Below are 23,334 nucleotides of genomic sequence, written 5' to 3'. Positions count from 1 at the left end.
ATGCGCGGTCACAACACCATCCCTCTCAACAGGGCCTGGAACAGCTGGTCGCTGCGCCCTGCCGAACTGACCTATCTTCCTCTTGGCGTTCGCATCACACCGATGCTCTATTCAAGCCGATCGAGGCGCGTGAGCCTCATCGAGCCCAGAAGCGACAAGGTGCGGTTCGGCCGCCATACGATCGCAAACCGGCTGATAGAGCTCGAGACCGAGCTATCGGGCACTGTCATCGGCTTTTCCGCCCAGTCGACCGATCCGTTTGCGATACGCGGGAGCTGGCAGGCAACTGCCCTTGGAGAATGGGGCACTCGCTTCTGGGTGACGCTCGTGGTCTCGGCGGACGGCGGCGAGACGGTTAGGTACGATCCCGTTGCCGATGCGACGCTAGTCTGTATCGACCGTCGCTATGTCGCGATTGTCACGAAAGATGCGCCGATCCAGGTCACCGGACACCAAAATATCGACGCCCTCAAAACCGATTTCGAGACGAACGGCTATTTCTACACCGCCACCCGCAGCGACGCGGATCCTGTCCTCGGGTTGCGCTTCAATATGGAAATGATGCGCGAAGGCGGCTATGCGGCTGCGGTCGCCGACACCGAAGCGCTCGCGATTGCAAAGGCTCGCACCTGCCTTGCTGCAGGCAATGCGCTCTTGCCGCCTGCCCATGAAGGTCGATTTGCCGGATCTCTCGATGCGATGCGCGATGTGGTCGGCTGGAACACCATCTGGGACAAGGTCAATCACCGACCCTACACGGCGGTGAGCCGGATATGGAATCTCGGCGAGTTCGCCGTCTGGTACAATGACCAGACCTTCGCGGCACTGCTATCTGGCCCGTTCGACGCGGATGTCGCGCGCGAAAATATGGCGGTTGCCCTTGCGGGTGCGACGCCTCAGGGCAACATCGCCTGCATCGTGACCTCCAACGACGCCTGGGTCGACCGTAGCCAGCCGCCGCACGGAGCACTGGTCGCCTGGCTGCTTTACCAAAGGACCGGCGAAAAATCCTTGCTGCAGACCTCCTATCGGGCCCTTGCGCGCAATCAGCGCTGGTGGCGGGAGAACCGCGACCCCGACCGATCGGGACTGATCTCCTGCGGAACAAGCGACGTCGGCGAAGGTCTCTACAAGGGCACGGTTTTCGGTGCACGCAACGAGACCGGCATGGACAATTCCGCCACACACGACCAAGCGCTCTATGACCCCGCCACGCGCTCGCTCTCAACCTTCGATCTCGGACTTAACTGCGCGCTGGCACTCGATGCTGAAATGTTGTCGAAAATCGCCGGCGTTCTCGGCGACACGGCGGACGCGCTGGAGTTCGCCGCGCTCGCCGAGCGTAGCCGTCATCTCATCGGCCGCGAGCTTTGGGATGAGAGCCGCGGGCTCTTTGCCAATCGTCAGCGCGCAGGCGGGTTCGTACGCTCGCTCTCGCCGACCAGCTTCTATCCCTTGCTTTGCGGCGCGGCGAACTCCGAGCAAGCCGCGAGACTTCTCGACCATCTCGCCGATCCCGAGACGTTCGGCGGCGCGTTCGTCCTGCCGAACTCCACCCGCGACGACCCCTCCCACACCGAGAATGTCTACTGGAGAGGCCGGATCTGGCCGAACGTGAACTATCTGGTCTGGCTCGGGTTGCGGCGCTACGGGTTCGATGAACAGGCGCTGGAACTTGCCGGCAAGAGCTACGACCTCTTCATGCAGAATTGGAAGGAGCACCGCATTGCCGCCGAGAACTACAACTCGGACAATGGTGAGGCGATGGATCAGGGCGACACCGACCCATTCTACATCTGGTCGGCACTGCTGCCATTGATGGCGGTTGAAGAAGTCTCAGGCTTTGATCCATGGACCGGATGGACAATCACCAGTGACGGCAGCGACGTGGCCCTCGGTCCGTTCCTGTCACCCCTCGGCGCGGTCTCGCTGAGTATCCGTAACGGCGTGACCTCGCTAGACAGGGATGCCGGAACACTTCTTACAACGGATTTCATCGGCCGAATGACGAAGCTGAGCTTCGGCGAAGGCCATTTTAGCTGCACGCTTCAAGGCGGGACAGAAAGGGACGCACGGCTATCCTTGCCCGGCCTCGACGTCACATCGATCATAGCTGCCCACTTCGGGACAACGAATTTGACAGCCAATGCCGCCAAGTGGGGCGTCGAATTCCTCATACCTCCTGCAGCCGGCGCTACCGAGCTCCACGTCTGGTTCAAGCCGGTTGCCAGCACCGACGCCCCGGCGAACAACGCCCAACTTGACAACGCAAATAGATGTACATAATCATTTGTACACAAACAGATTGGATCGGCCGGCGGAATAGAGGACCGTCCGAATCCAGACAAGAAAAGACAGGGCGCGGCCAATCCGCTTCCGCATAAGAAATTTCTGTTTTCAAGTTGCATGCCCGGTGGTTGCCCAAGAGGAAAAGGGCGCGATCGAGCGAGGCAAGATTGCTGCGCCGGCCGCAAAGGCCCGCGACATCGATTGCACGCCAACAACAATAGAGAGGGGTAAACAAGCATGATCACCACCACAAGACGCCAGACACTTGGGCTCATCGGAACCGGAGTGCTTGCCGCTGCCGCAACCACGATGATGCCCCGCAAATCCCGCGCCGCCACCAAGATCACGGTCCTGAACTGGCAGGGATATGGCACTGACGAAGCATGGGCGCTGAAGGCCTTCACCGAGAAGACCGGAATTCAGGTCGTCCATGATTATTTCAGCTCCGAGCCGGAGATGCTGACGAAACTGCGCACCAACCCGGGCGCTTACGACGTCGTGCTGATCAATTCGGCCCGCACGCAACAGGCTGCCGGCGAAGGACTGATTACACCGATCGATCTTTCCGCGGTCAAGAATGCGGCAGGACTTTCGCCCGAACTCAAGGGCCATTCCAATCTGCAGCTTGACGGCAAGACCTATGGCGCCTCATGGGTCTGGGGCATCACCTCCCTGGCAATCGTCGAAGGAGCCCCGAAGCCCGACAGCTATGCAGCGCTTGGCGACCCATCCCACAAAGGCCGCGTCGCGCTGTTTGACGATGCCGTAACGGGCGTCGCCATTGGAGCGCTTCTTTCCGGCCAGGACATGAACAACCCGAAGGACCTGGCTGCCGTGACCGCGAAGCTTAAGGGCTTCAAGGACAACGTCAAGCTATTGTGGTCCAGCGAAGACCAATGGAACAAATCCTTCGCCGCCAAGGAATTCGATCTCTCGATATACTGGTCGGGAGCGGCGGTTCGCTCGAAGCGCAACAGCAAGCTGCCGGTCGAGTTCGTGGTTCCCAAGGAAGGCGGCATCGGCTGGCTCGATAGCCTCTGCGTTCCGACAGGAGCGCCGAACGCCGCGGCCGCCCTTACCTTCATCGACTATATGATCGATCCGACATTCTATGTCGAATGGGCAACCAAGGTCGGCGCTCCAGCCTCCGCCAACGCGGCAGCGATGGACAAGCTGCCCGCTGACGATCTGAACCGGTTGATCCATAAGCCGGAATACCTGAAGACCATGACGATCCAGTCGGCACTGCCGGACGACCGTCGTGAGTCCTTCAACAACCTCTGGCAGGAAGTGAAAGCCTTCTATGCCGCCTGAGGCAAACCTGACGGCCGCGGGCGCGTTGCAAGGCGCGCGCGGTCGGGGCCGCCTGCCCGGCTGGCTCCCGACCGTCGCCCTTTTGCTGCCGACCTATGGCTGGCTGTTCGTGGCCGTCTTCCTGCCGCTGCTGACGATGCTCGTCTTCAGTTTCATGAACGCGACGCCGATGGGCCGCGCGCCGATCGTCTTTACGTTGAAGCAGTATCAGGCCTTCGTCACCCAGCCCTACCTGGTCGGGATCGCGTGGACGTCGCTGGTGATGGGACTGACGACCACGGTCGCCTGCGCCATTCTTGGCTTCTTCGCAGCGCTTGCCCTTGCTCGCACGACGGCCAACCGCGCGCGGGAAACATTGCTCATCCTTATCCTTCTTCCGTTCTGGACAAACGGGCTCGTCCGCATCTTTTCGTGGACGATGGTTCTGCGTGAAGGCGGTTTCCTCGACAACGTCCTGCACTGGTTCGCCCCTGACGCCGGCTCCGTCGGATTTCTGTACACGCGGGCGGCCATCGTGCTGGGGCTTGTCCATGGCTACCTGCCCTACATGATCCTGACCTGCTACATCGCGCTGGTGACAATCGACGATGCCATTGTCGAGGCGGCGACGAGTCTCGGCGCGCGCTGGTGGACCATCCTTTTCAAGATACTTGTCCCCATGGCAATGCCGGGCATCGTCTCCGGATCGGTGCTGACTTTCGTTCCGGTGATCGGGTCGTTCATGGAGCCAAGAATTCTGGGCGGCCGGGTCGGCGTCACGATGGGCACTGTCATCGAGGACCAGTTTACCCAGGCATTCAACTGGCCGCTCGGCGCTGCGCTGTCGTTTACGATGCTGGCCGTCGTCCTTGCGATCTTCGCGACCTTTTCAGGCGTCCTGCGGCGCGGTACGGGAGCTGCAGCATGACCGCACTTGGCCGGATCTACCTCGCTGCCATCCTTGTCTTCCTCTATCTTCCCATCGTCGTCATGATGGCGATGGGCTTCAACGAATCCTCGCTCTACGAGCTGCCGTTTCATTTCTCGACCAAATGGTACGCGGCACTCGCGGGCAACGACCAACTGATTACGTCAGGTGTAAACAGCATCGTCATCGCGGTCATTACCGCGGTCGTGGCCACCGTGCTCGGGACCATGGCCTCGGTCGCCCTTGCCCGGCGCACATTCAAGGGCAAGACGCTCCTTCAGCTGCTGCTCCTGCCGCCGATCGCAATCCCCTGGCTGATTACAGGCACGGCAATGCTGGTCTTCTTCTTCTGGACAGGCATAGGGCGGGGCATGCACGCGCTTCTCATCGGCCACGTCGCATTGGCAATTCCCTATGTCGTGCTGGTCGTTGGAACGGGGTTTCAGACCATCCGGGCCGATCTCGAGGAAGCTGCGATGAGCCTCGGCTCCACGCCCGTTCACGCCTTCTTCGCGGTAACATTGCCGCTTCTCGCGCCAAGCATCATAGGGGCAGCGCTCTTTGCATTTGCCGTATCGCTGGACCAGTTCGTGATATCCTATTTTCTGGCAACACCCGGCTACACGACCTTGCCCGTCCAGATCTATTCGGCGATCCGCAAGGGTTTCACGCCGGAGATAAACGCGATCTCGACCATTCTGCTGCTCGGGTCCATGGCCGCCATTCTGGTCTTTGCTCTCATTGCCCGCCCTGGAGGCATCAGTGACAAACGTTGAAGTATCGTCGGTCGCCAAGACCTATGGCCAAACGCCCGTGCTGTCGGACATCACCACGTCATTCACGGAGGGTTCCTTCACCAGCCTGCTCGGTCCCTCAGGCTCGGGAAAGACGACGCTGCTTCGCATCGTTGCCGGCTTCATAGCGCCCGATAGCGGCAAGGTCTCGATCGGCGGAAACGACGTTACGGACACGCCGGTATGGGCGCGCAACATCGGCATGGTATTCCAGAATTATGCCCTCTTCCCGCATATGTCGGTTGCGGAAAACGTGGCCTTCGGCCTTGCCCGACGCGGCATAAAGGGCGAGGACGCGCGGCGGCAGGTGGAACAGGCACTGGAGATGGTGCGGCTGCCGGGATACGGCACCCGCCGGCCAAAGCAGCTCTCCGGCGGCCAGCAGCAGCGCGTGGCACTTGCCCGCGCCATGGTCATCAGACCGAGCGTTCTTCTTCTCGACGAACCCTTGTCAGCGCTTGATCGACGGTTGCGCCAGGAGATGCAGGTGGAGCTTCTGCGCATCCAGCGGGAAACAGGGCTGACGACTATTTTCGTCACCCACGATCAAGAAGAGGCCCTGACACTTTCAGACCGCGTGGCGATCCTTGATCGCGGCAAGATCGTGCAGATCGGCGCACCGTCGGAAATCTACGAGCGTCCAAGGACGAAATTTGCAGCCCAGTTCCTCGGCGACGCAAATTTCCTGACCGGAACCGTCGTTTCCGGCGCGGTGAAGCTTGCCGACGGCACCATGGTCCGCTGCAGCACTCCAATCGGAGCCGACGGCGCAACCGCCACCTTGGCAGTCCGCCCTGAGAAGATGTCGGTTGTGAAAGATGGCGCGGCGCCCGATCCAAGCCTCAACGTGTTGAAGGCCATGGTGCGGGCCGTGATCTATGCGGGACCTGCCCTTACCTACGTTCTGACGACGGCAGCTGAAGAAGAACTGAAGCTATTTGCCCAAAATACCGACGGCACGATCATCCCTTCAGGCTCTGAGGTCACTCTCTCCTGGTCGCCGGCCCACACCATAGGAGTCGAGAACTGAGATGGGTTCGAACGCAGCGAATGTTCGCCACATTGTGATCGACATGCAACGGATCTTCGCCGAGGAAACCGTGTGGCATACGCCCATCATGGCGGAAATACTCCCGAATATTCTTGAACTTTGCGAGGCTTACGCCGGAGTGACGCTTTTTGCCAAGTTCATGGTCCCTGCCGCACCCGAGCAGGCTCCTGGAAGCTGGGAGACCTACTACCGGCGCTGGTCGATGCTCACCACCGAGCAGATGGATCCGGCGATGCAGGACTTGATCGCCCCTCTTGCGGCAATCGCGCCGGAAAGCGCCGTCGTCGAGAAAACCACCTACTCGATCTTCGGGGTTGCACGCTTTGCCGACACGCTACGGCACCAAGCCGTCGATACAATCATCTTCAGCGGTGTAGAGACTGATATTTGCGTGCTTGCAAGCGCCTTCGATGCGGTTGACGCCGGATTCCATGTGATAATCGCGACCGATGCGGTCGGCAGTTCGTCCTATCAATCCCATGAGGCGATATTGACACACGTCCTGCCGCGCATGCCGGATCAGATCGAACTGGCGACAACGGCCTCGCTCATTGCAAGAGCGCGCGGGGGCCAGCCCCGGGCAAACCTCTAGCCAACGAAGGCGCGTTCGACGACGAATGTTGCGGGCGCATTGTTCGCACCTTCGACGAGACCGAAGGCCTCGAGCACGGCCTTGGTGTCTTTCAGCATGTCCATGGAACCGCAGATCATGCCACGATCGACCTCGGGATCGATCGGCGGCAGGCCAGTCTGCTCGAAGAACCGTCCGCTGGAGAGTAGATCCGTGATGCGTCCCATCCGTGCAAAGGGCTCACGCGTCGTCGTGGTGTGGAGCCGAAGGCGATCGCCGACCAGCTCACCGATCAACGGGTCCTCGCGCAACTGGTCGACCATCTCGGTGATGTAGGTCAGCTCGGCGACGTCGCGGCAGGTCTGGACAACAACGATTTCCTCGAACTTGTCATATGTTTCTGGATCGCGGATGAGACTGGCGAAGGGGGCGACCCCCGTTCCGGTGGAGAGCATGTAAAGCCGCTTGCCGGGAACGAGCGCGTCGAGCACCAGGGTGCCTGTCGGCTTCTTGCGCATGAGAACCGTATCGCCGGGGACGATTTTCTGAAGATGTTCGGTCAGCGGCCCGCCCGGCACCTTGATCGAATAAAACTCGATTTCCTCGTCCCAGAAAGGGCTCGCAATCGAATAGGCGCGGTAGACCGGCTTCTCCGCATTACGAAGACCGATCATGATGAACTCGCCCGACCGGAACCTGAATTCAGCTGGCCGGGTGATGCGAAACTTAAACAGTCGATCGGTAAAATGGCGCACTTCGGTCACCGTCTGCGCAAAGACGTTCTCGGGTATGGGAAAACGGGCTGCCGACGAGCCGCTTGCGTGTGACGAATGCGTTTCGGCGGAATGCTTCAGTTCCATATTCATACCGATTCCCCTGACCAGCTCATATTCATTCGTATACAAACGAATATTCCAGTCTCGCGAGAAAATGTCAAAGCGTTTTATCAGGGTTCATTGCACCAACAACGCTAGCAAAGCTTTCGCAGCAGTTCGAGGAAGATCATCCGCTCGCCAGAAGTCAGGGGCGAGAGAGTTTCCTCTGTGGCTGCTCTGGCTGCCGCCATATTGTCAGCGACCACCTCTTCACCCTCCGGCGTCAGGGAAAGGACAACTCGTCTTGCGTCTGATGTGTCCGGCATTGTGGCGACAAGCCCCCGTTTTACAAGCCGATCCACGACGCCCTTTATGGTCGCGACATCCATCGCGGTCTCGCGTCCTAACTGATTTTGTGAGCATGGCTGGTTCTGCTGCAATTTCGACAAGGCCGACCACTGGGTCGTGGTCAGCTTATCGCCGATAACGTTCATGAAGATCGCGACATGACGCTGGCTTGCCTGGCGCAGAAGGAAACCAACCTGCCTGTCGACTTGATATGCGGTCTCGTCGATCTGCCCGGTCTCAGCGGAATTCTGCATCAAAGCACCCTCATATAACATTTGCATGCACGCGTTTGCTCAGGGCATTTAACCCTGGCGGCGCGATTGTTCAACGTCCCGGTGCTCAATGCAAGGCAGCTGGCAGCGGCATCGGCAAACCAGCTAAACTCAAGCGACATCGACAGCCCTGCGGAAAGCTTGACAGCCGGACGTCGAGAGCTGATAGTCGTTCGCATACAAACAAGAATGGGGAACGAGGGCGGCTCACCGTCCCGGCCTTTACGAGCTTCGAATGTTCAGGCTCAGCGCGAATAGGAGAGCGGAATGGTGAAGCAGCAAGTCGAAAGCAGCGCCAACGGCAAGATCCGCTGCGACGCCTGTCCCGTGATGTGCTACATCGCCGACGGACGAGCTGGGGCCTGCGACCGCTACGCCAATGTCGGCGGAGACCTTATCCGCGTCGATCCGCTGACCATCATAGACAACGCCATATCCGAAGGCGGCAATCTCGTGCCCTTCCTTGCCAGACCTGATGAGGCCGAATGGGATGGCGATCTGGTCCAGTCCACGAAGCGCTTCGTAACCGCGGTCGGCGCCGGCACGACCTATCCGGACTACAAGCCCGCACCCTTCATCGTCTCGCAGAAGGAAAACGGCGTCGACATGGTGACGGTCGTCACCGAAGGTATCTTCAGCTATTGTGGCGCTAAAGTTAAGATCGACACCGATCGGTTTCTCGGCGCGGAGACCTCTGCGGTCAAGGTGGACGGCGAGACGGTCGGCCATGTGACGACGGGAGAGTACGGTTCCCAGATGCTGTCGCTGGGCGGGGTTCATCACCTCACTGGCGGATCGAAGAAAGAAGGCCGGGTCACCTGCGAGACGCTTTTGAACCTGTGCAACGGCGAGGCCGTCGGCATGCAGATCGAGGGCGGTGTCAACCTCATCGTCCAGGCAGGCAAGGCGCCAATCATCAACGACGCGGTCGAAAGCCGGATGCGGGTCGGCTGCGGCTCGGCGACGATCGGCATGTTTGCAAAGCAGTGGATGGGTCATGTCGACGAGGTCGTCGTCGTCGACGACCACATCACCGGCGTTCTGTCGGAACATCAGGCCGGCAAGCTGCTGGACGTTCCGGCGACCGGAATCCGCATCAAGGGCCGGCGGTCGACGCCCGGCAGATATTTTCAGGTGGCAGCACCTGGTGTCGGCTGGGGCGGAACAAATATAGCCGATCCGCTGACCATTCTTTCCGATTTCGACCCGAAGACGGCGTGGCCCGGAATGCGCATGCTGATGGTCTCGACCACGGGCGAGCAATACGCCTATTACATTCTTGACGACAATCTGCGTCCCGAGTTGCAGACAATCCTGCCATCGGCCCTACAAGTGTCGGTCGAAATCATTGCGGAAAACTGCGAACCGGCGCTTGCCTCGGTCATGTTCATCGGCGGCGCCGGCGGAAGCCTCCGAGCCGGCGTGACAACGAACCCGGTTCGGCTGACGCGTTCGGTAAAGGATGCCCTCACCTATGTGTCCTGCGGTGGTGCGCCTGCCTATGTCTGGCCGGGCGGTGGTATCACTGTGATGGCCGACGTGACGCAGATGCCGACCAATTCCTTCGGCTATGTGCCGACACCTGCCCTTGTCGCGCCGATCGAGTTTACCATGCGCCTTGAGGACTACCGAGCGCTGGGCGGCCATATGGAGTCCGTCGTACCGATCGAACAGGCGCTTGAGGTTGCCGAGCGTCGCGTCAGCCCGATCGGAGGATCGCCCTGGCCGACCGAGGGCCGCAACTTCCGCTGGGGCGTTTGAGCGGAGGTTTGCGATGCCCGGGCCAATTTCCCGATACCTGGATGGAGACCCCGATGGCCGGCTGCATCTGCAGCACGGCCCGATTGATCTCATAATCGGTGTCGACGAGGCAGAACAAACGGGACGCGATGTATCCATCAAACGCCGCAAGGCGTTCGACGCAGCGCGGGCACGTTTCGAAACCGTCCTCGAGGAGCTCGTTGACGAGCTAGGATTGCTCAAGGCGCCGGCCGGTGCGCGCACTCCACGTCCAACCGGCGCCGTCGCGCTACGGATGGTCGAGGCAGTGAGCCCTTTTGCAAACGCACATTTCATTACGCCGATGGCGGCAGTCGCGGGCGCGGTGGCCGATGAGATCATCGCTGCGATGCAATCTGCTTTCGACGTCGAAAGCTGTCCCTCGCGAATGTACGTCAACAATGGCGGCGACATCTCCTTGCATCTTAGCGGATCCGGCGAGTTCCGCATCCGCATGGCAGCCGAAACCGGGATATCGCTCGGCGACTTCGCGATCGAAGGCAAGAGCCCTTCGCGTGGCATCGCCACGAGCGGACGCGGTGGCCGCAGCCTGTCGATGGGAATAGCCGATAGCGTAACCATCATTGCCGCGACCGCCGCCGCTGCCGATGCGTCTGCCACGATCGTTGCCAACGCGGTCGATCTGGCCGGCCATCCGCAAATTCGCCGTGCCCGCGCCATCGACGTCGTCGATGACAGCGATCTGGGGGAGCGGCTGGTGGTCGTCGGCTGCGGCCTCCTGAGCAAGGCCGAGGTCGACCTGGCTCTTGCAGCCGGCGCGGCGGACGCGGAGCGCCAGCTTGACGCCGGGCTGATACACCGCGCGGCCCTGTTCCTGAAAGATCGGGGTCGGCTTGTCGTCCCATCCATCGGCGCGGCCGACCAACATTTCATTTCTCATCATGCACCAACCGGAGCGACCTTTTATGCCTGAGGTAAAGATTCGCAAATTCCTGACCATCGTCGAGGAAATCTATCACGAAGGCGGCAGACCGGCTGAAAAACCCCTGCTGCGAGGGGCCATTGTCGCTGTGATCGACAACCCCTTTGCCGGCTCATATCATGAGGAAATAACGGGCTTCATGAAGGCTCTGGAGCCGCTGGGGCTCGATATGGCGACACGTCTCGTTGGCGCTCTCGGCGGCGACGCGTCGATCGTCGAAGGATACGGCAAGGGCATCATCGTCGGCCAGAACGGCGAACTCGAACACGGCGCGCTGTGGCACGCACCCGGAGGATATGCCATGCGCGAGGTTCTCGGCGGTGCCAAGGCCATCGTGCCGTCGTCGAAGAAGGTCGGCGGCCCCGGCACCCGGCTCGATGTCCCGATCACCCACATCAATGCGTCCTATGTCCGCAGCCATTTCGACGCGATGGAAGTCGGCGTCCCGGATGGCCCTCGCAGCAATGAAATGGCCGTCGTCCTGGTCATGACGACCGGAGCGCGCATTCACAATCGCGCCGGCGGATTGAAGGCGGCCGACATCAAGGGCGAGGACGGACTTCGTTGAGCGCCTCCATCAGGCGAATATCGATCATTGTCGAGGAGACGCTCAGCGAGATGGGCGTACGGTTAGATCGTCCGATCAGAAAAGCGGCCGCGGTTGCAGTGGTCGCCAATCCGTTCGCCGGGCGCTATGTGGAAGATCTGACGCCTTTGATAGAGGCGGGAGCCGAGCTTGGAGACCTGCTCGGACGCAAATGTCTCGCAGCTCTCGGCAGCCCACCGTCCGGCATAGAGAGCTACGGCAAGGCGGCCTTGGTTGGCGAGGACGGCGAGCTCGAGCATGCAGCCGCCCTTCTCCATCCTTCGCTCGGCCAGCCGTTGCGCGACCTCATTGGCGGCGGTGCCGCGTTGATCCCCTCTTCCAAGAAACGCGGCGGCCCCGGCCGGCCCTTCGACATCCCGCTCGGCCACAAGGATGCGGCCTTTGTGCGCTCCCATTTCGACGGAATGGAAGTGGCCATCAGCGATGCCCCCAGACCCGATGAGATCGTTGTCGCGGTCGCATTGACCGACGGCGGTCGTCCTCTTGCCCGCGTCGGCGGCCTGACTGTTTCCGGCATCGGCGGAAAAGACGGCCTTCGGTAAAGCTCCTAAGGTGATCAGCGCCTTGACAAACGCCGCTGGGATCGACTTAATTCATTCGTATACAAACAATAATGGGAACGCGCTGTGCAACAGTCTCTGGCGAATGAGGTGGCCGATCCGGTCGCCGAACAGTCACAGGTGGCGGGGATCGACGTCGGGGGCACTTTCACCGATCTCGTCCTCTTCGACACCGTCTCCGGCAAGGTGCGCCTGGCCAAGACCCCGACCACGCTCGACAATCAGGCGACCGGCGTCCTCAACGCGCTCGATGCGGCTGAGGCGGATATCGCTTCGCTCGATCTGATCGTGCATGGAACCACGACGACCACCAACGCCGTGCTTGAGCGCAACCTTTGCCGCACCGGTCTCATCACCACCCGGGGCTTTCGCGATGTGCTGGAACTTGGGCGACGGACGCGCCCCAACCCCTACGGCATGAAGGGCGAGTTCAAGCCGATCATCCCGAGGGACCTGCGTCTGGAGGTTCCCGAACGGATGGATGCGGGCGGCAATGTCTATATTGCCCTCGACGAAGACGCGCTGCGGGCAGCACTCAGGGAGCTTGTCGCCAAGGATTGCGAGGCCCTCGTCATCCATTTCCTGCATGCCTATGCAAATCCGGCTCACGAGTTGCGCGCAGCCGAGATTGCAGCAGAGATCTGGCCGAATGAAAATATCACGCTCGGCCACGCCCTGCTTTCTGAAAGTCGCGAGTTCGAGCGTGGCGTGACCGCGGCAGTTAACGCCTCCGTGCAGCCGCTTCTTGCCCGCTACGTATCGCGTCTGGCCGACAGGCTGGCCGAACGCGGCTATAAGCATGACGTCCTTGTCATGAACGGCAATGGTGGCATGGTATCGGCCCGGCATGTCGCCAAGGAGGCCGCAAAAACCGTCATGTCGGGGCCGGCATCCGGCGTCATGGCTGCAGCCTATACCGGCCGCCGCGCTGGAATTCCCGATCTCATCACCTACGACATGGGCGGCACGTCCACCGATGTCGCGCTCATCCGCAACGCCGAGCCTGCGGTTTCAAACGAGATCGAGATCGAATATGCAATGCCGATCCACGTACCGATGGTCGACGTCAGAACGGTTGGCGCCGGCGGCGGCTCGATCGCCCGTGTCACGGCGGCTGGATTGCTGCAGGTGGGGCCGGAAAGCGCCGGAGCGTCGCCGGGGCCGATCTGCTACGGGCGTGGCGGAACCCGCCCGACCATTTCCGACGCCAACCTCATCCTCGGCCGCCTCAATCCCGCCAAGCTGAACTCCGTTCCGGGCGGGATGTCCGTCGATGATATCAAGCGGATTTTCGAGACCGAACTCGGCCAGCCTCTCGGTCTCGACGCCGTGGCCTCGGCGGCGGCGGTCATTCGAGTTGCCAATACGAGGATGGCGGACGCGGTGCGAATGGTATCCGTCAGCCTCGGCGAGGATCCTCGCGATTTCGCCCTGTTCTCATTTGGTGGCGCCGGCCCCCTGCACGCGACCTCGATCGCGCGCGAGCTCGGCATACCGCGGGTACTGACACCGCCGCGCCCTGGCATAACCAACGCGCTTGGCTGCGTCGTCGCCGATCTTCGCCATGACTTCGTCAATACCGTCAACCGGCCGCTCGACATCGCCGACATGGATGCGGTCCATCACCTCTTTGAAAAGCAGTCTGCAGAAGGCCGACGCCTGATCGCCAAAGAGAGGGTCGCGATCCGAGAAATCCGAGAGATGCACTCGGTCGACATGCAGTTCATCGGACAGACGCATCTCCTGCGCGTTCCGCTTCCAGGGCCACTGCCCACACGCGCAGAACTGCAGACGCGCTTCGAGGAAATGTATTTCGGCAGGTTCCATGTCGAGCTACCCGAGATTCGCGCGAGCCTCGTCAACGTCAATACATCGGTCATCGGCCGTCGCACGGAAATAGATCTATCAATGCTCATCGACCGGGACGGTCGAAAAGCGACGCTGAAGGAGGCGCAGACGGGAAGCCGGTCGGTGTGGTTCGACGGCTGGGTCGAGACCCCGATCTATTGGCGCGATCATCTTCCCGCCGACGCAACCATTTCCGGCCCTGCGATCGTCGAGCAGATGGACACGACGACCATCATCGAGCCCGGTGATGTCGCCGTGCAGGATGCTGACGGAAACATCATCATCACGATCGGAGGCCAGCTGTGAGCATTGACCCGATTACATTGAGCGTCATCCAGTCCGGCCTGCAGCAGGTCTGCGACGAGATGGATCTCTCTTTCTCGCGCGCCGCCTTTTCTCCTGTGATCGCTGAGGCCAATGACCGTTCCGACGGCATCTATTCGGCTAAGGACGGCTCCCTCATCGCCCAGGGTGCAGGCGGTTTGCCCGTCTTTGTCGGCACCATGCAATATTCGACCCGGACGCTGATCGAGATGATCGCCTCCGGCAAGGCGGCAGCGCCGAAGCCCGGCGACATCTACATCGTCAACGATCCCTACCTTGGCGGCACGCACCTGATGGACGTGCGCTTTGCCATGCCCTTCTACCGCAATGGCGAGATCTACTGCTGGCTTTCGAACACCGGCCATTGGCCGGATACGGGCGGGGCCGTGCCGGGCGGCTTTTCCGCGTCGGCGACGTCGGTGGAGCAGGAAGGCTTGCGGCTGCCTCCGGTTCGGCTCTTCAAGGAAGGCAAGCTCGATACGGAGATCTACGCGATCATCTGCTCGAACATCCGGGTTTCCGAACAGCGCATCGGCGACGTCAAGGCACAGGCCGCCGCACTTCTCGTCGGTCAGCAGCGGCTATCGCGCATCCTCGACCGCTATGGCGACGACACAGTCATCGAGGCAATTGAGGAACTGCGGCGTCGCTCGGCTGAACAGATGCGCGCCAACGTCAGACTGATCCCGGAAGGCGTCTATCAGTCCGTTGCCTATATCGACAGCGACGGCGTGGTCAACGAGCCGCTCGAGATCAGGCTCGCGATCACGGCGAAGGGCGACGAACTGGAGTTCGATTTCACCGGTTCCTCCAAGCCTTGCGCCGGCCCGATGAATTCGGTGCTGGCAACGACGCTCTCCTCCGTCTACCTGGCGATGCGGCACATTTTCCCCGACGTGCCGATCAGTGCCGGCGCATTCGAGCCTCTCAAGGTGAAGACGCCCGCCGGCACCTTCCTCGATGCCCACTATCCAAGGCCCGTGTCCGGATGCGCGGCCGAAGTCAGCCAGCGCATCGCCGAAGCAGTCTTTGCAGCACTGGTCGAAGCCCTGCCCGATCGAGTGACCGCCGCTCCTGCTGGCAGTTCTGGCAACTTCGCGCTCGGCGGCCATGATCCTGATCGCAACCGCGACTACGTCATGTACCAGATCTCAGGTGGCGGCTACGGCGGCAACATCGATCACGACGGGCTTGCCAATGGTTGCTCGACCATCGGGATCTCCAAGGCGCCTCCAGTGGAAATCATGGAGCAGCAGTTCCCGGTCCTCTATCATCGCTATGCGCTGCGGGAGGGGTCCGGTGGCGCCGGCCTGCACCGCGGCGGCTTTGGGCTCGACTACGAAATCGAGATCCGCCGCGGCAACGCGACCGCAAGCTTCGTGATGGACCATGGCCGGTTTGGCCCCCAGGGTGCGCTTGGCGGCAGCGACGGACGCCCCAATGTCGTCACCGTCTGGAGAAGTGGCGTTCCAATGACGCCGGAACATCTTTCAAAGGAACAGGATATCGCCTTGAAACCAGGCGACCGCGTCAGGGTCCAGACCCCGGGCGGCGGCGGCTATGGAAACCCGTTGAAGCGCGATGTCCAGGCCGTCGCAGAGGACGTCCGGCTCGGCCGCTACTCCGTGGCGCAAGCAAGGACCGAATTCGGCGTGGTGCTGACCCCAGAGCTTCGCGTCGATGTCGAAAGGACTGACATCGACCGGGCCGAGCGGTCCATGACCTGAGAGGCTGATCCCATCAGCCCTCTGGCGCAGTTGCCGACAGATCGCCGACCTTGTTCATCGAACCACATATTCGATCGAGATCAATGATGGCGTTTCGATCAGGGCCTTTATTCGCTGGATAAAGGTCGCCGCATCCCATCCGTCCACGACCCGGTGATCGAAGCTCGATGACAGGTTCATCATCTTGCGGGGAATGAAGCGGTTGCCGTCCCAGACCGGGCGCATCATGATCTTGTTGACGCCGATGATCGCCACCTCCGGGTGGTTGATGATCGGCGTTGTGACGACACCGCCGAGCGCACCGAGTGAGGTGATGGTGATGGTCGAGCCGGTGAGTTCCTCTCGCAGCACAGTGCCGGTGCGGGCCGCCTCTGCCAGCCGGTTGAGTTGAGTTGCGCAATCCCAAACGTCTCGTGCTTCCGCATTGCGCAAGACCGGAACCGTCAGGCCCGCCGGCGTCTGGGTGGCGATGCCGATATGAACGGCGCTATGGCGGGTGATAATGCCGGCCTCGTCATTGAAGGTGGCGTTGACGCCAGGTTGTTCCGCGATGGCGATCACCAGCGCCTGCATCAGGAAGGGCAGGATCGTCAGCTTCGGTTGATCCGGCGTCCGGTCCTCGTTCATCCGTGATCGCAAGTCCTCAAGATCGGTGACATCGATCTCCTCCACATAGGTGATGTGCGGAATGCGCGAGGCGGCAAGCGTCATCTTCTCGGCAATGCGACGGCGCAGGCCTGTCAGCCTGATTTCCTCTACCTCAGTTTTCCGGGCAGGTTCGGCCGACTTGGATCGCGCCGGCGCACCCTTTGCGAGATAAAGCTCCATATCCTCATGCGTGATCGCACCGAGCGGTCCCGTGCCGCGGATGTCATGCAGGTCAAGGCCCGCCTCCTTGGCTTGCAGCCGAACCGCCGGCGACGCCAGTGGTTTTTGCACCTGTTCGTGAATAGCGGGATGCGGTTCCGCGTAGGAAGAAGAAGCTTCGACATTAGCCGCGGCCGGGACCATTTGCGCGGACGTCTCGGGCGCTTCGCCAACCCCGCCGGCCACCTCGATCCGCAATAGCGGCGCCTTCACAGCCACCTTGTCACCGATCTCCGCGCCGAGCCAAAGGATGGTGCCGTTCACGGGAGACGGGATCTCGACCGTCGCCTTGTCCGTCATGACGGCGGCAAGCACCATATCCTCCAGCACGGGATCGCCGGGCTTGACGAACCATTCCACAAGTTCGGCCTCTGCCACGCCTTCGCCGACATCAGGCATCTCAATGACCAATTCGCCCATGTTCATGCCTCCATAACGTCGGTGAGTGCGCGTCCGACCCGTCCGGGTCCGGGGAAATAGTCCCACTCCTGCGCGTGCGGATAGGGCGTATCCCAGCCTGTCACCCGGACGATCGGCGCCTCGAGGTGATAAAAACAATGTTCCTGGATCAAAGCGGCCACCTCGCCGCCGAAGCCGGACGTCAGTGTCGCCTCATGGACGATGACGCAGCGGCCGGTCTTGTTCACCGATTGCACGATGGTTTCGAGATCGAGCGGAAGCAGGCTCCTGAGGTCGATCACCTCGGCATCGATCCCGGTCTCTTCCGCCGCCGCAAGCGCGACATGAACCATCGTGCCATAGGCGATGACCGTGACCGATGCGCCGGGCCGGCGAACCTCCGCCTTGCCGATCGGAATGGTGTAATGCCCCTCCGGCACCTCGCCAAGCTCATGCCTGGACCACGGCACCACCGGCCGCTCATGATGGCCGTCGAACGGACCGTTGTAGAGACGTTTCGGCTCGAGGAACATGACCGGATCGGGATCCTCGATGGCCGCGATCAGCAGGCCCTTGGCATCATAGGGATTGGAGGGAACGATAACCTTCAGGCCGCTGACATGGGTGAATAGCGCCTCCGGGCTCTGACTGTGCGTCTGGCCGCCGAATATGCCGCCGCCGGTCGGCATGCGCAGGACGATCGGACATGTGAAGTCGCCATGCGACCGGTAGCGGATACGGGCCGCCTCCTGGGTTATCTGGTCGTAGGCCGGATACATGTAGTCGGCAAACTGAATCTCGACGCATGGCTTCAGCCCATAAGCGGCCATCCCGATCGCCGTGCCGACAATGCCGCATTCGCTGATCGGCGTATCGAAGCAACGGGTCTTGCCGTATTTCGCCTGAAGGCCCTGCGTGCAGCGGAACACGCCGCCGAAATAGCCGACATCCTCACCGAAGACGACGACGTCGTCGTCACGCGCCATCGAGACATCCATCGCGCTGCGTACGGCTTCAATCATTGTCATTCTGGCCATTTCAATAACCCGCCTTCTGCCGCTGACGAAGAATATGCGCCGGCATCTCGGCATAGACGCCCTCGAAGATATCCCGCACGGATGGCTTGCCGCCCGCCTGCAGCGTGCCATGGGCTTCCGCCTGCTTCTGGGCGCGGATCACCTCGTCCATGATCTCCGCTTCCGCCTGCGTGTGACGCTCTTCCGACCATGCGCCGCGCACGATCAGATGCTTTTTCAAGCGCAGAACCGGGTCGCCAAGCGGCCAGGCCTCGGACTCGGTCTTCGGGCGGTATGCGCTCGGATCGTCCGAGGTCGAATGCGCGCCAACGCGATAGGTCACATATTCAATCAGCGTCGGACCGAGATTTCGTCGGGCCCGTTCCACAGCCCAGCGACTGACGGCATAGACAGCAAGATAGTCGTTACCGTCCACGCGCAGCGCTGGAATGCCGAAGCCCAATCCGCGCGCGGCAAAAGTGCCGGAGCCGCCACGGGCAATGCCTTGAAAGGTCGAGATCGCCCATTGATTGTTGACGATATTGAGCACGACCGGCGCCTTATACGTGGAGGCGAAAGCCAGGGCCGCGTGAAAATCGGACTCCGCCGTCGAGCCGTCGCCAATCCAGGCTGCTGCGATCCTTGTGTCGTTCTTGATCGCCGATGCCATGGCCCAGCCGACCGCCTGCACGAATTGCGTGGCGAGATTGCCCGATATCGTGAAGAAGCCGTGCTCCTTGGAGGAATACATCACCGGCAGTTGCCGGCCGCGAAGCGGATCGCTTTCGTTGGAGAATATCTGGTTCATCATCTCGACGATCGGATAGTCGTCGGCAATCAAAAGGCCGGCCTGGCGATAGGTGGGGAAGTTCATATCCCCTTTGCTCAACGCCTTGCGGAAGGCGCAGCTCACGGCCTCTTCGCCCAGATGCTGCATGTAAAAGGACGTCTTGCCCTGTCTCTGGGCCATCAGCATGCGGGCATCGAAAGCCCGCAGTTTCATCATATTGCGCAGACCGGTCAACAAATCGTCGTCCGACAGCAGGCCAGCCCAGGGGCCAACGGCCTCGCCGTCGCGGTTAAGGACGCGGATAATGGAATAGGCAAGATCGCGGATCGTCTCGGGCGCTGCATCCACCTCCGGACGTGGCACGGATCCCGCCTTCGGTATCTTGACCGTGGAAAAATCCGGTTGACCGCCGGGCCGCACTGCCGGTTCGGGCACATGCAGGCTTAGTTGCGTGATCTCGGCCATGCCTTTTTCATTCCTCCTCATTCGCTCCGCGAACGCGCAGCCTGACGCTTACAGGCTGCGTGCAATGACAATGCGCTGTACGTCGCTCGTCCCCTCGTAAATCTGGCAGATGCGAACATCCCGGTAGATCCGCTCGACCGGATAATCGGCCATGTATCCATAGCCACCGTGAATCTGGATCGCATCGGAACAGACCGTTTCGGCCATCTCCGATGCATAAAGCTTGGCCATGGATGCTTCGGTAAGACAGGGCTCGCCGGTCTCCTTCAGCTCGGCTGCGTGCAGCACCAGCTGACGCGCGGCCTCGATCTTCGTTGCCATGTCGGCAAGCCGGAAAGCGACCGCCTGATGCTCGATGATGGGCTTGCCGAAGGCGATCCGGTCCTTGGCATAGTCGCGTGCCGCCTCGAAGGCGGCGCGCGCCATGCCGACGGCCTGCGCGGCAATGCCGATCCGACCACCTTCAAGGTTGGCAAGCGCGATCCTGTAGCCCTCACTCTCTTCGCCGAGCCTCAAATCGGCCGGCAGGCGCATGTCGTTGAAGGCGATTTGGCAGGTGTCGGAGGAATGCAGCCCCAGCTTATCTTCGACGCGCACCACTTCGTAGCCTGGCGTGTCGGTTGGAACGATGAATGCCGAAATGCCCTTCTTGCCGGCATCCGGATCGGTCACGGCAAAAACGATGATCACCTGCCCGTTCTTGCCAGATGTGATGAACTGCTTGGCGCCGGTCAGAACATAGTGATCGCCGTCGCGGCGGGCGCGGGTGCGCAGGTTCGAGGCATCCGAGCCCGCCTGCGGTTCGGTGAGCGCGAAGCCGCCCAGCCAATCCCCCGTCGCAAGCCTCGGCAGGAACCTTTGCTTCTGCGCCTCGGTGCCGAATTTCAGGATAGGCACGCAGCCGACCGAACTATGGACGCTCATAATTGTGGAGCACGAGCCGTCGCCGGCGGCGATCTCCTCGACGGCCAGGGCATAGGCGACCGCACCGGTATCGGAGCCGCCATAGGCCTCCGGCAGAAGCATGCCAAGGAAGCCGAGGTCGCCCATTTCCTTAAGCTGCTCCTTCGGGAACTGATGCGAGGCATCGCGTACGCCGGCGCCGGGAGCCAGGCGTTCGCGCGAAAAGTCGCGGGCGACATCGCGGATCTGCCGTTGGGCTTCCGTCAGGATCATTGATCGTCTCCTGCACACATATCAATGCCGCTCCAGGGCGATCGCGGTTGCTTCGCCGCCGCCGATACAGATCGCCGCCATGCCGCGCTTGAGCCGATATCGCTCGAGCGCCGAAAGCAATGTCACGATGATGCGCGCGCCTGACGCGCCGATCGGGTGACCGAGCGCACAGGCACCACCATGCACGTTCACCTTGTCATGCGGCAGGTCCAGATCCCGCATCGCGGCCATGGCGACGACAGCAAAGGCCTCATTGATCTCGAAGAGATCCGTGTCTTGAAGCGCCCATCCAATGCGCTCGCTGAGCTTTCGAAGTGCGCCGATTGGCGCGGTCGCGAAGAGATTGGGCGCCTGTGCATGGCTGGCATGACCCCTGATCGTTGCAAGCGGCGATAGACCCTGCCGATCGGCCTCGGAACGACGCATCAGGACCAGTGCCGCCGCACCGTCTGATATCGAGCTCGAATTTGCAGCGGTCACAGTGCCACCCTCCTGGAAGGCTGGCTTGAGCGTCGGGATCTTTTCGAGCCTGGCTTTCCAGGGTTGCTCATCGCGGCTGACCACCTGTTCAAGATGGCCGTTGCCAACCGTCAAGGGCACTATTTCAGCCTCGAAATGTCCGTTCTCGATCGCTGCCTGTGCCCGTCTCAACGAGATGATCGCGTAGCCATCCTGCGCCTTGCGGGTGAACTGGTAGGCGGTCGCGCATTGCTCGGCAAAGCTGCCCATCAGCCGCCCTTTGTCATAGGCGTCCTCAAGGCCGTCGAGGAACATGTGATCGACGAGACGACCGTGACCAAGCCGATAACCGCTACGGGCTCGATCCAGCAGATAGGGGGCATTCGTCATACTCTCCATGCCGCCGGCCACCGCCACCGAGGCGCTGCCGGCAACCAGCAGGTCGTGGGCAAGCATCACGGCTTTCATGCCAGAACCGCACATCTTGTTCACTGTGGTGGCGCCGGTTGCGTCGGGAATGCCGGCTGCGATCGCCGCCTGTCGTGCCGGGGCCTGCCCCTGGCCAGCGGCAAGAACGCAGCCAAAGACAACTTCGTCCACGAGCTCAGGCGCAACGCCGCTCCGCTCCAACGCTGCCCTGATCGCCGCCGCCCCAAGCTCGGGCGCGCGCACCCCCTTGAGTTCTCCCTGAAACCCGCCGATGGCGGTACGGGCAGACCCTACGATGACTATCGGATCATCCAACGCCATTTCCTCCTCCCGGGGAAATAAGACATTCACCTTAGCAACGAGCGCAATGGCCTGCGTCGTCGAGAGATCGACCGTCGCCAGGCGCTCCTCCACCGGGCGGCTCATCCGATCAAGATGACACCGCAAAGATTGCATTCAAGGCCAAATCGGCCTCTGCCTGCGGTTTGCAATTTTCGTTCGCGGATTATCGTGCCGACAGACCGCTTATTGCGTGGCGGGGCGATGGGATAGCGTTATGCAATATCACGCGGAACGAGACGGGCGATTGCCGGCAGGCTGTCACGCCAGAGGACGCAGTCTCGCTGCTCCGGCGTGAGACCGTCGGCGAGTTTTGCGATTTGCGACCGCGACAGGCCCGACCGTTCGCAGAAGAACGGATGGCGCGGTACGCGGGAGAAATAATTGTAGAAGATGGCACATCGATCGCGGGATATGGCCGGCTTGCCGCGATGATATTGACTGGCGGTGTCGCTGAAGATCACTGTTCCCGCTGGTCCGGTGCACGTCATGACATCGTGGTCGGTGATCTGAGCGCCCAGTTTCTTTTCCAGACCCTCCTGGCTGAGCACCGGATAGGTGAAATCGTCGACCAGATTTCCCTTCACGACATCGCGACGCACGACTTGAAGCGGCCCGCCATCCTCGTCGACGTCGTTGCAATAGACGGCAATCTTGATCATCCGCCTGTCTTCGCGGTCGCGATGCCATTTGCGGGTGCCGACCTGCCGCCCGTCTGCGACCGTGTAGAACATATTCAAGCCGTCATAGGCGACCGGAAGGCCAAGATAGGCTTCCACGATGTTCAAAAGCCGCTGGTTCAAGCCCCATTTGAATATTTCCGGATGGGTCATGATCTCCTCAGCGCTGGCCATGATGACGTCCCAGTTGCTGAATGCCTTGGTGCCGACGCGATCGCGATAGCTGCCGGCGATGGATTGCGCTGAGCCGAACATCTCCGCGGTGTCTGGCAGCGCCAACGACGCCAGCGAGGTGACGTAGACGCCGTCGCGATGCAACGTGTCGACGATTTCCATGTCTGCGGCCGAAAGCTTCGGCAGATCGGGCTCGTGCCTGTCTCTTGCCTGCTCATGCCGGGCTCGAAGCCGGTTTTCGACCATGGGGATGTTGATTGTCCTCAAGGCCAGATCCGCGGGAACATTGCGGGCCCTCCTGTAAATTTTTCGCAGGACGGTGTTACGCATTGCACATCGCACTCCTAGTTTCATACCGGCATAACTCTTTCAGTTTTGATCCGATGTGTGA

The 23,334-nt window shown here is 61.2% G+C and carries 20 protein-coding genes; 12 read left to right on the top strand and 8 right to left on the bottom strand.

Annotated elements, in window-relative coordinates; translation table 11 throughout:
* The 6 genes from AB4Z52_RS17145 (at position 1) to AB4Z52_RS17120 (ending at position 6,947) form a co-directional block, all read left to right on the top strand.
* Positions 1-2,286 (top strand): MGH1-like glycoside hydrolase domain-containing protein, encoded by a 2,286-nt coding sequence (locus AB4Z52_RS17145; protein ID WP_442219131.1) that lies wholly within the window; start codon positions 1-3, stop codon positions 2,284-2,286.
* A 240-nt stretch (positions 2,287-2,526) separates the two neighbouring features.
* On the top strand, positions 2,527-3,603 hold the full coding sequence (locus tag AB4Z52_RS17140; protein ID WP_442219130.1) for an ABC transporter substrate-binding protein: 1,077 nt from the start codon (positions 2,527-2,529) through the stop codon (positions 3,601-3,603).
* Positions 3,593-4,510 carry an ABC transporter permease gene (locus AB4Z52_RS17135; RefSeq protein ID WP_442219129.1) on the top strand — a complete coding sequence of 306 codons (918 nt, stop codon included), beginning with the start codon at positions 3,593-3,595 and terminating at the stop codon, positions 4,508-4,510. The genes AB4Z52_RS17140 and AB4Z52_RS17135 overlap by 11 nt, the downstream gene beginning before the upstream one ends.
* Positions 4,507-5,286 carry an ABC transporter permease gene (locus AB4Z52_RS17130; protein ID WP_442219128.1) on the top strand — a complete coding sequence of 260 codons (780 nt, stop codon included), beginning with the start codon at positions 4,507-4,509 and terminating at the stop codon, positions 5,284-5,286. Before AB4Z52_RS17135 ends, AB4Z52_RS17130 begins: the two co-directional genes overlap by 4 nt.
* The gene (locus AB4Z52_RS17125) at positions 5,273-6,334 is read left to right on the top strand and encodes an ABC transporter ATP-binding protein (RefSeq protein WP_442219127.1); all 1,062 of its coding nucleotides are present in this window, start codon (positions 5,273-5,275) and stop codon (positions 6,332-6,334) included. The genes AB4Z52_RS17130 and AB4Z52_RS17125 overlap by 14 nt, the downstream gene beginning before the upstream one ends.
* Before the next feature lies 1 nt (position 6,335).
* Positions 6,336-6,947, top strand: coding sequence for a cysteine hydrolase family protein (locus AB4Z52_RS17120; RefSeq protein WP_442219126.1), 612 nt, complete (start codon positions 6,336-6,338; stop codon positions 6,945-6,947).
* Here AB4Z52_RS17120 and AB4Z52_RS17115 read toward each other — a convergent pair.
* Together AB4Z52_RS17115 and AB4Z52_RS17110 are read right to left on the bottom strand one after the other, a co-directional pair.
* Positions 6,944-7,786 carry a ferredoxin--NADP reductase gene (locus AB4Z52_RS17115; RefSeq protein ID WP_442219152.1) on the bottom strand — a complete coding sequence of 281 codons (843 nt, stop codon included), beginning with the start codon at positions 7,784-7,786 and terminating at the stop codon, positions 6,944-6,946. The two genes, AB4Z52_RS17120 and AB4Z52_RS17115, sit on opposite strands and share 4 nt — an antisense overlap.
* Before the next feature lie 110 nt (positions 7,787-7,896).
* Entirely contained in the window at positions 7,897-8,343 is a 447-nt protein-coding gene (locus AB4Z52_RS17110) for a MarR family winged helix-turn-helix transcriptional regulator (protein WP_442219125.1), read from the bottom strand.
* 285 nt (positions 8,344-8,628) lie between these two features.
* Here AB4Z52_RS17110 and AB4Z52_RS17105 point away from each other — a divergent pair, with 285 nt between their 5' ends.
* The 6 genes from AB4Z52_RS17105 to AB4Z52_RS17080 all read left to right on the top strand — a co-directional run bounded on the left by AB4Z52_RS17105 (position 8,629) and on the right by AB4Z52_RS17080 (position 16,149).
* On the top strand, positions 8,629-10,122 hold the full coding sequence (locus AB4Z52_RS17105) for a 6-hydroxynicotinate reductase (RefSeq protein WP_442219124.1): 1,494 nt from the start codon (positions 8,629-8,631) through the stop codon (positions 10,120-10,122).
* Positions 10,123-10,135: 13 nt separating this feature from the next.
* Positions 10,136-11,074: a UPF0280 family protein gene (locus AB4Z52_RS17100; protein WP_442219123.1), complete on the top strand. Its 939-nt coding sequence runs from the start codon at positions 10,136-10,138 to the stop codon at positions 11,072-11,074.
* The gene (locus AB4Z52_RS17095) at positions 11,067-11,651 is read left to right on the top strand and encodes an amino acid synthesis family protein (protein WP_442219122.1); all 585 of its coding nucleotides are present in this window, start codon (positions 11,067-11,069) and stop codon (positions 11,649-11,651) included. Before AB4Z52_RS17100 ends, AB4Z52_RS17095 begins: the two co-directional genes overlap by 8 nt.
* Positions 11,648-12,232, top strand: coding sequence for an amino acid synthesis family protein (locus AB4Z52_RS17090; protein ID WP_442219121.1), 585 nt, complete (start codon positions 11,648-11,650; stop codon positions 12,230-12,232). The genes AB4Z52_RS17095 and AB4Z52_RS17090 overlap by 4 nt, the downstream gene beginning before the upstream one ends.
* Positions 12,233-12,316: 84 nt before the next feature.
* Positions 12,317-14,404, top strand: coding sequence for a hydantoinase/oxoprolinase family protein (locus AB4Z52_RS17085; RefSeq protein WP_442219120.1), 2,088 nt, complete (start codon positions 12,317-12,319; stop codon positions 14,402-14,404).
* Positions 14,401-16,149, top strand: coding sequence for a hydantoinase B/oxoprolinase family protein (locus AB4Z52_RS17080; protein WP_442219119.1), 1,749 nt, complete (start codon positions 14,401-14,403; stop codon positions 16,147-16,149). The genes AB4Z52_RS17085 and AB4Z52_RS17080 overlap by 4 nt, the downstream gene beginning before the upstream one ends.
* Positions 16,150-16,203: 54 nt before the next feature.
* Here the strand turns inward: AB4Z52_RS17080 and AB4Z52_RS17075 are convergent, their stop codons facing one another.
* The 6 genes from AB4Z52_RS17075 to AB4Z52_RS17050 all read right to left on the bottom strand — a co-directional run bounded on the left by AB4Z52_RS17075 (position 16,204) and on the right by AB4Z52_RS17050 (position 23,273).
* A complete protein-coding gene (locus AB4Z52_RS17075) occupies positions 16,204-17,436 on the bottom strand; it encodes a dihydrolipoamide acetyltransferase family protein (RefSeq protein WP_442219118.1) in 1,233 nt (410 codons plus the stop codon).
* Between the two features lie 2 nt (positions 17,437-17,438).
* Positions 17,439-18,452 (bottom strand): alpha-ketoacid dehydrogenase subunit beta, encoded by a 1,014-nt coding sequence (locus tag AB4Z52_RS17070; RefSeq protein WP_442219117.1) that lies wholly within the window; start codon positions 18,450-18,452, stop codon positions 17,439-17,441.
* 1 nt (position 18,453) lies between these two features.
* Positions 18,454-19,686 (bottom strand): 3-methyl-2-oxobutanoate dehydrogenase (2-methylpropanoyl-transferring) subunit alpha, encoded by a 1,233-nt coding sequence (locus tag AB4Z52_RS17065; RefSeq protein ID WP_442219116.1) that lies wholly within the window; start codon positions 19,684-19,686, stop codon positions 18,454-18,456.
* 48 nt (positions 19,687-19,734) lie between these two features.
* Positions 19,735-20,862 carry an acyl-CoA dehydrogenase family protein gene (locus AB4Z52_RS17060; protein WP_442219115.1) on the bottom strand — a complete coding sequence of 376 codons (1,128 nt, stop codon included), beginning with the start codon at positions 20,860-20,862 and terminating at the stop codon, positions 19,735-19,737.
* A gap of 21 nt (positions 20,863-20,883) precedes the next feature.
* Complete coding sequence (locus AB4Z52_RS17055; protein WP_442219151.1) at positions 20,884-22,071, bottom strand: acetyl-CoA C-acyltransferase; 1,188 nt, start codon at positions 22,069-22,071, stop codon at positions 20,884-20,886.
* A gap of 233 nt (positions 22,072-22,304) precedes the next feature.
* On the bottom strand, positions 22,305-23,273 hold the full coding sequence (locus AB4Z52_RS17050) for a hypothetical protein (RefSeq protein WP_442219114.1): 969 nt from the start codon (positions 23,271-23,273) through the stop codon (positions 22,305-22,307).
* Positions 23,274-23,334: the final 61 nt, after the last annotated feature.

It is taken from the genome of Rhizobium sp. 2YAF20 (assembly GCF_052114685.1).
In the GTDB taxonomy this organism is placed as follows: Bacteria; Pseudomonadota; Alphaproteobacteria; order Rhizobiales; family Rhizobiaceae; genus Rhizobium.
Note: the sequence above shows the minus strand (reverse complement) of the source record. Positions and strands in the feature narration are given on the sequence as shown.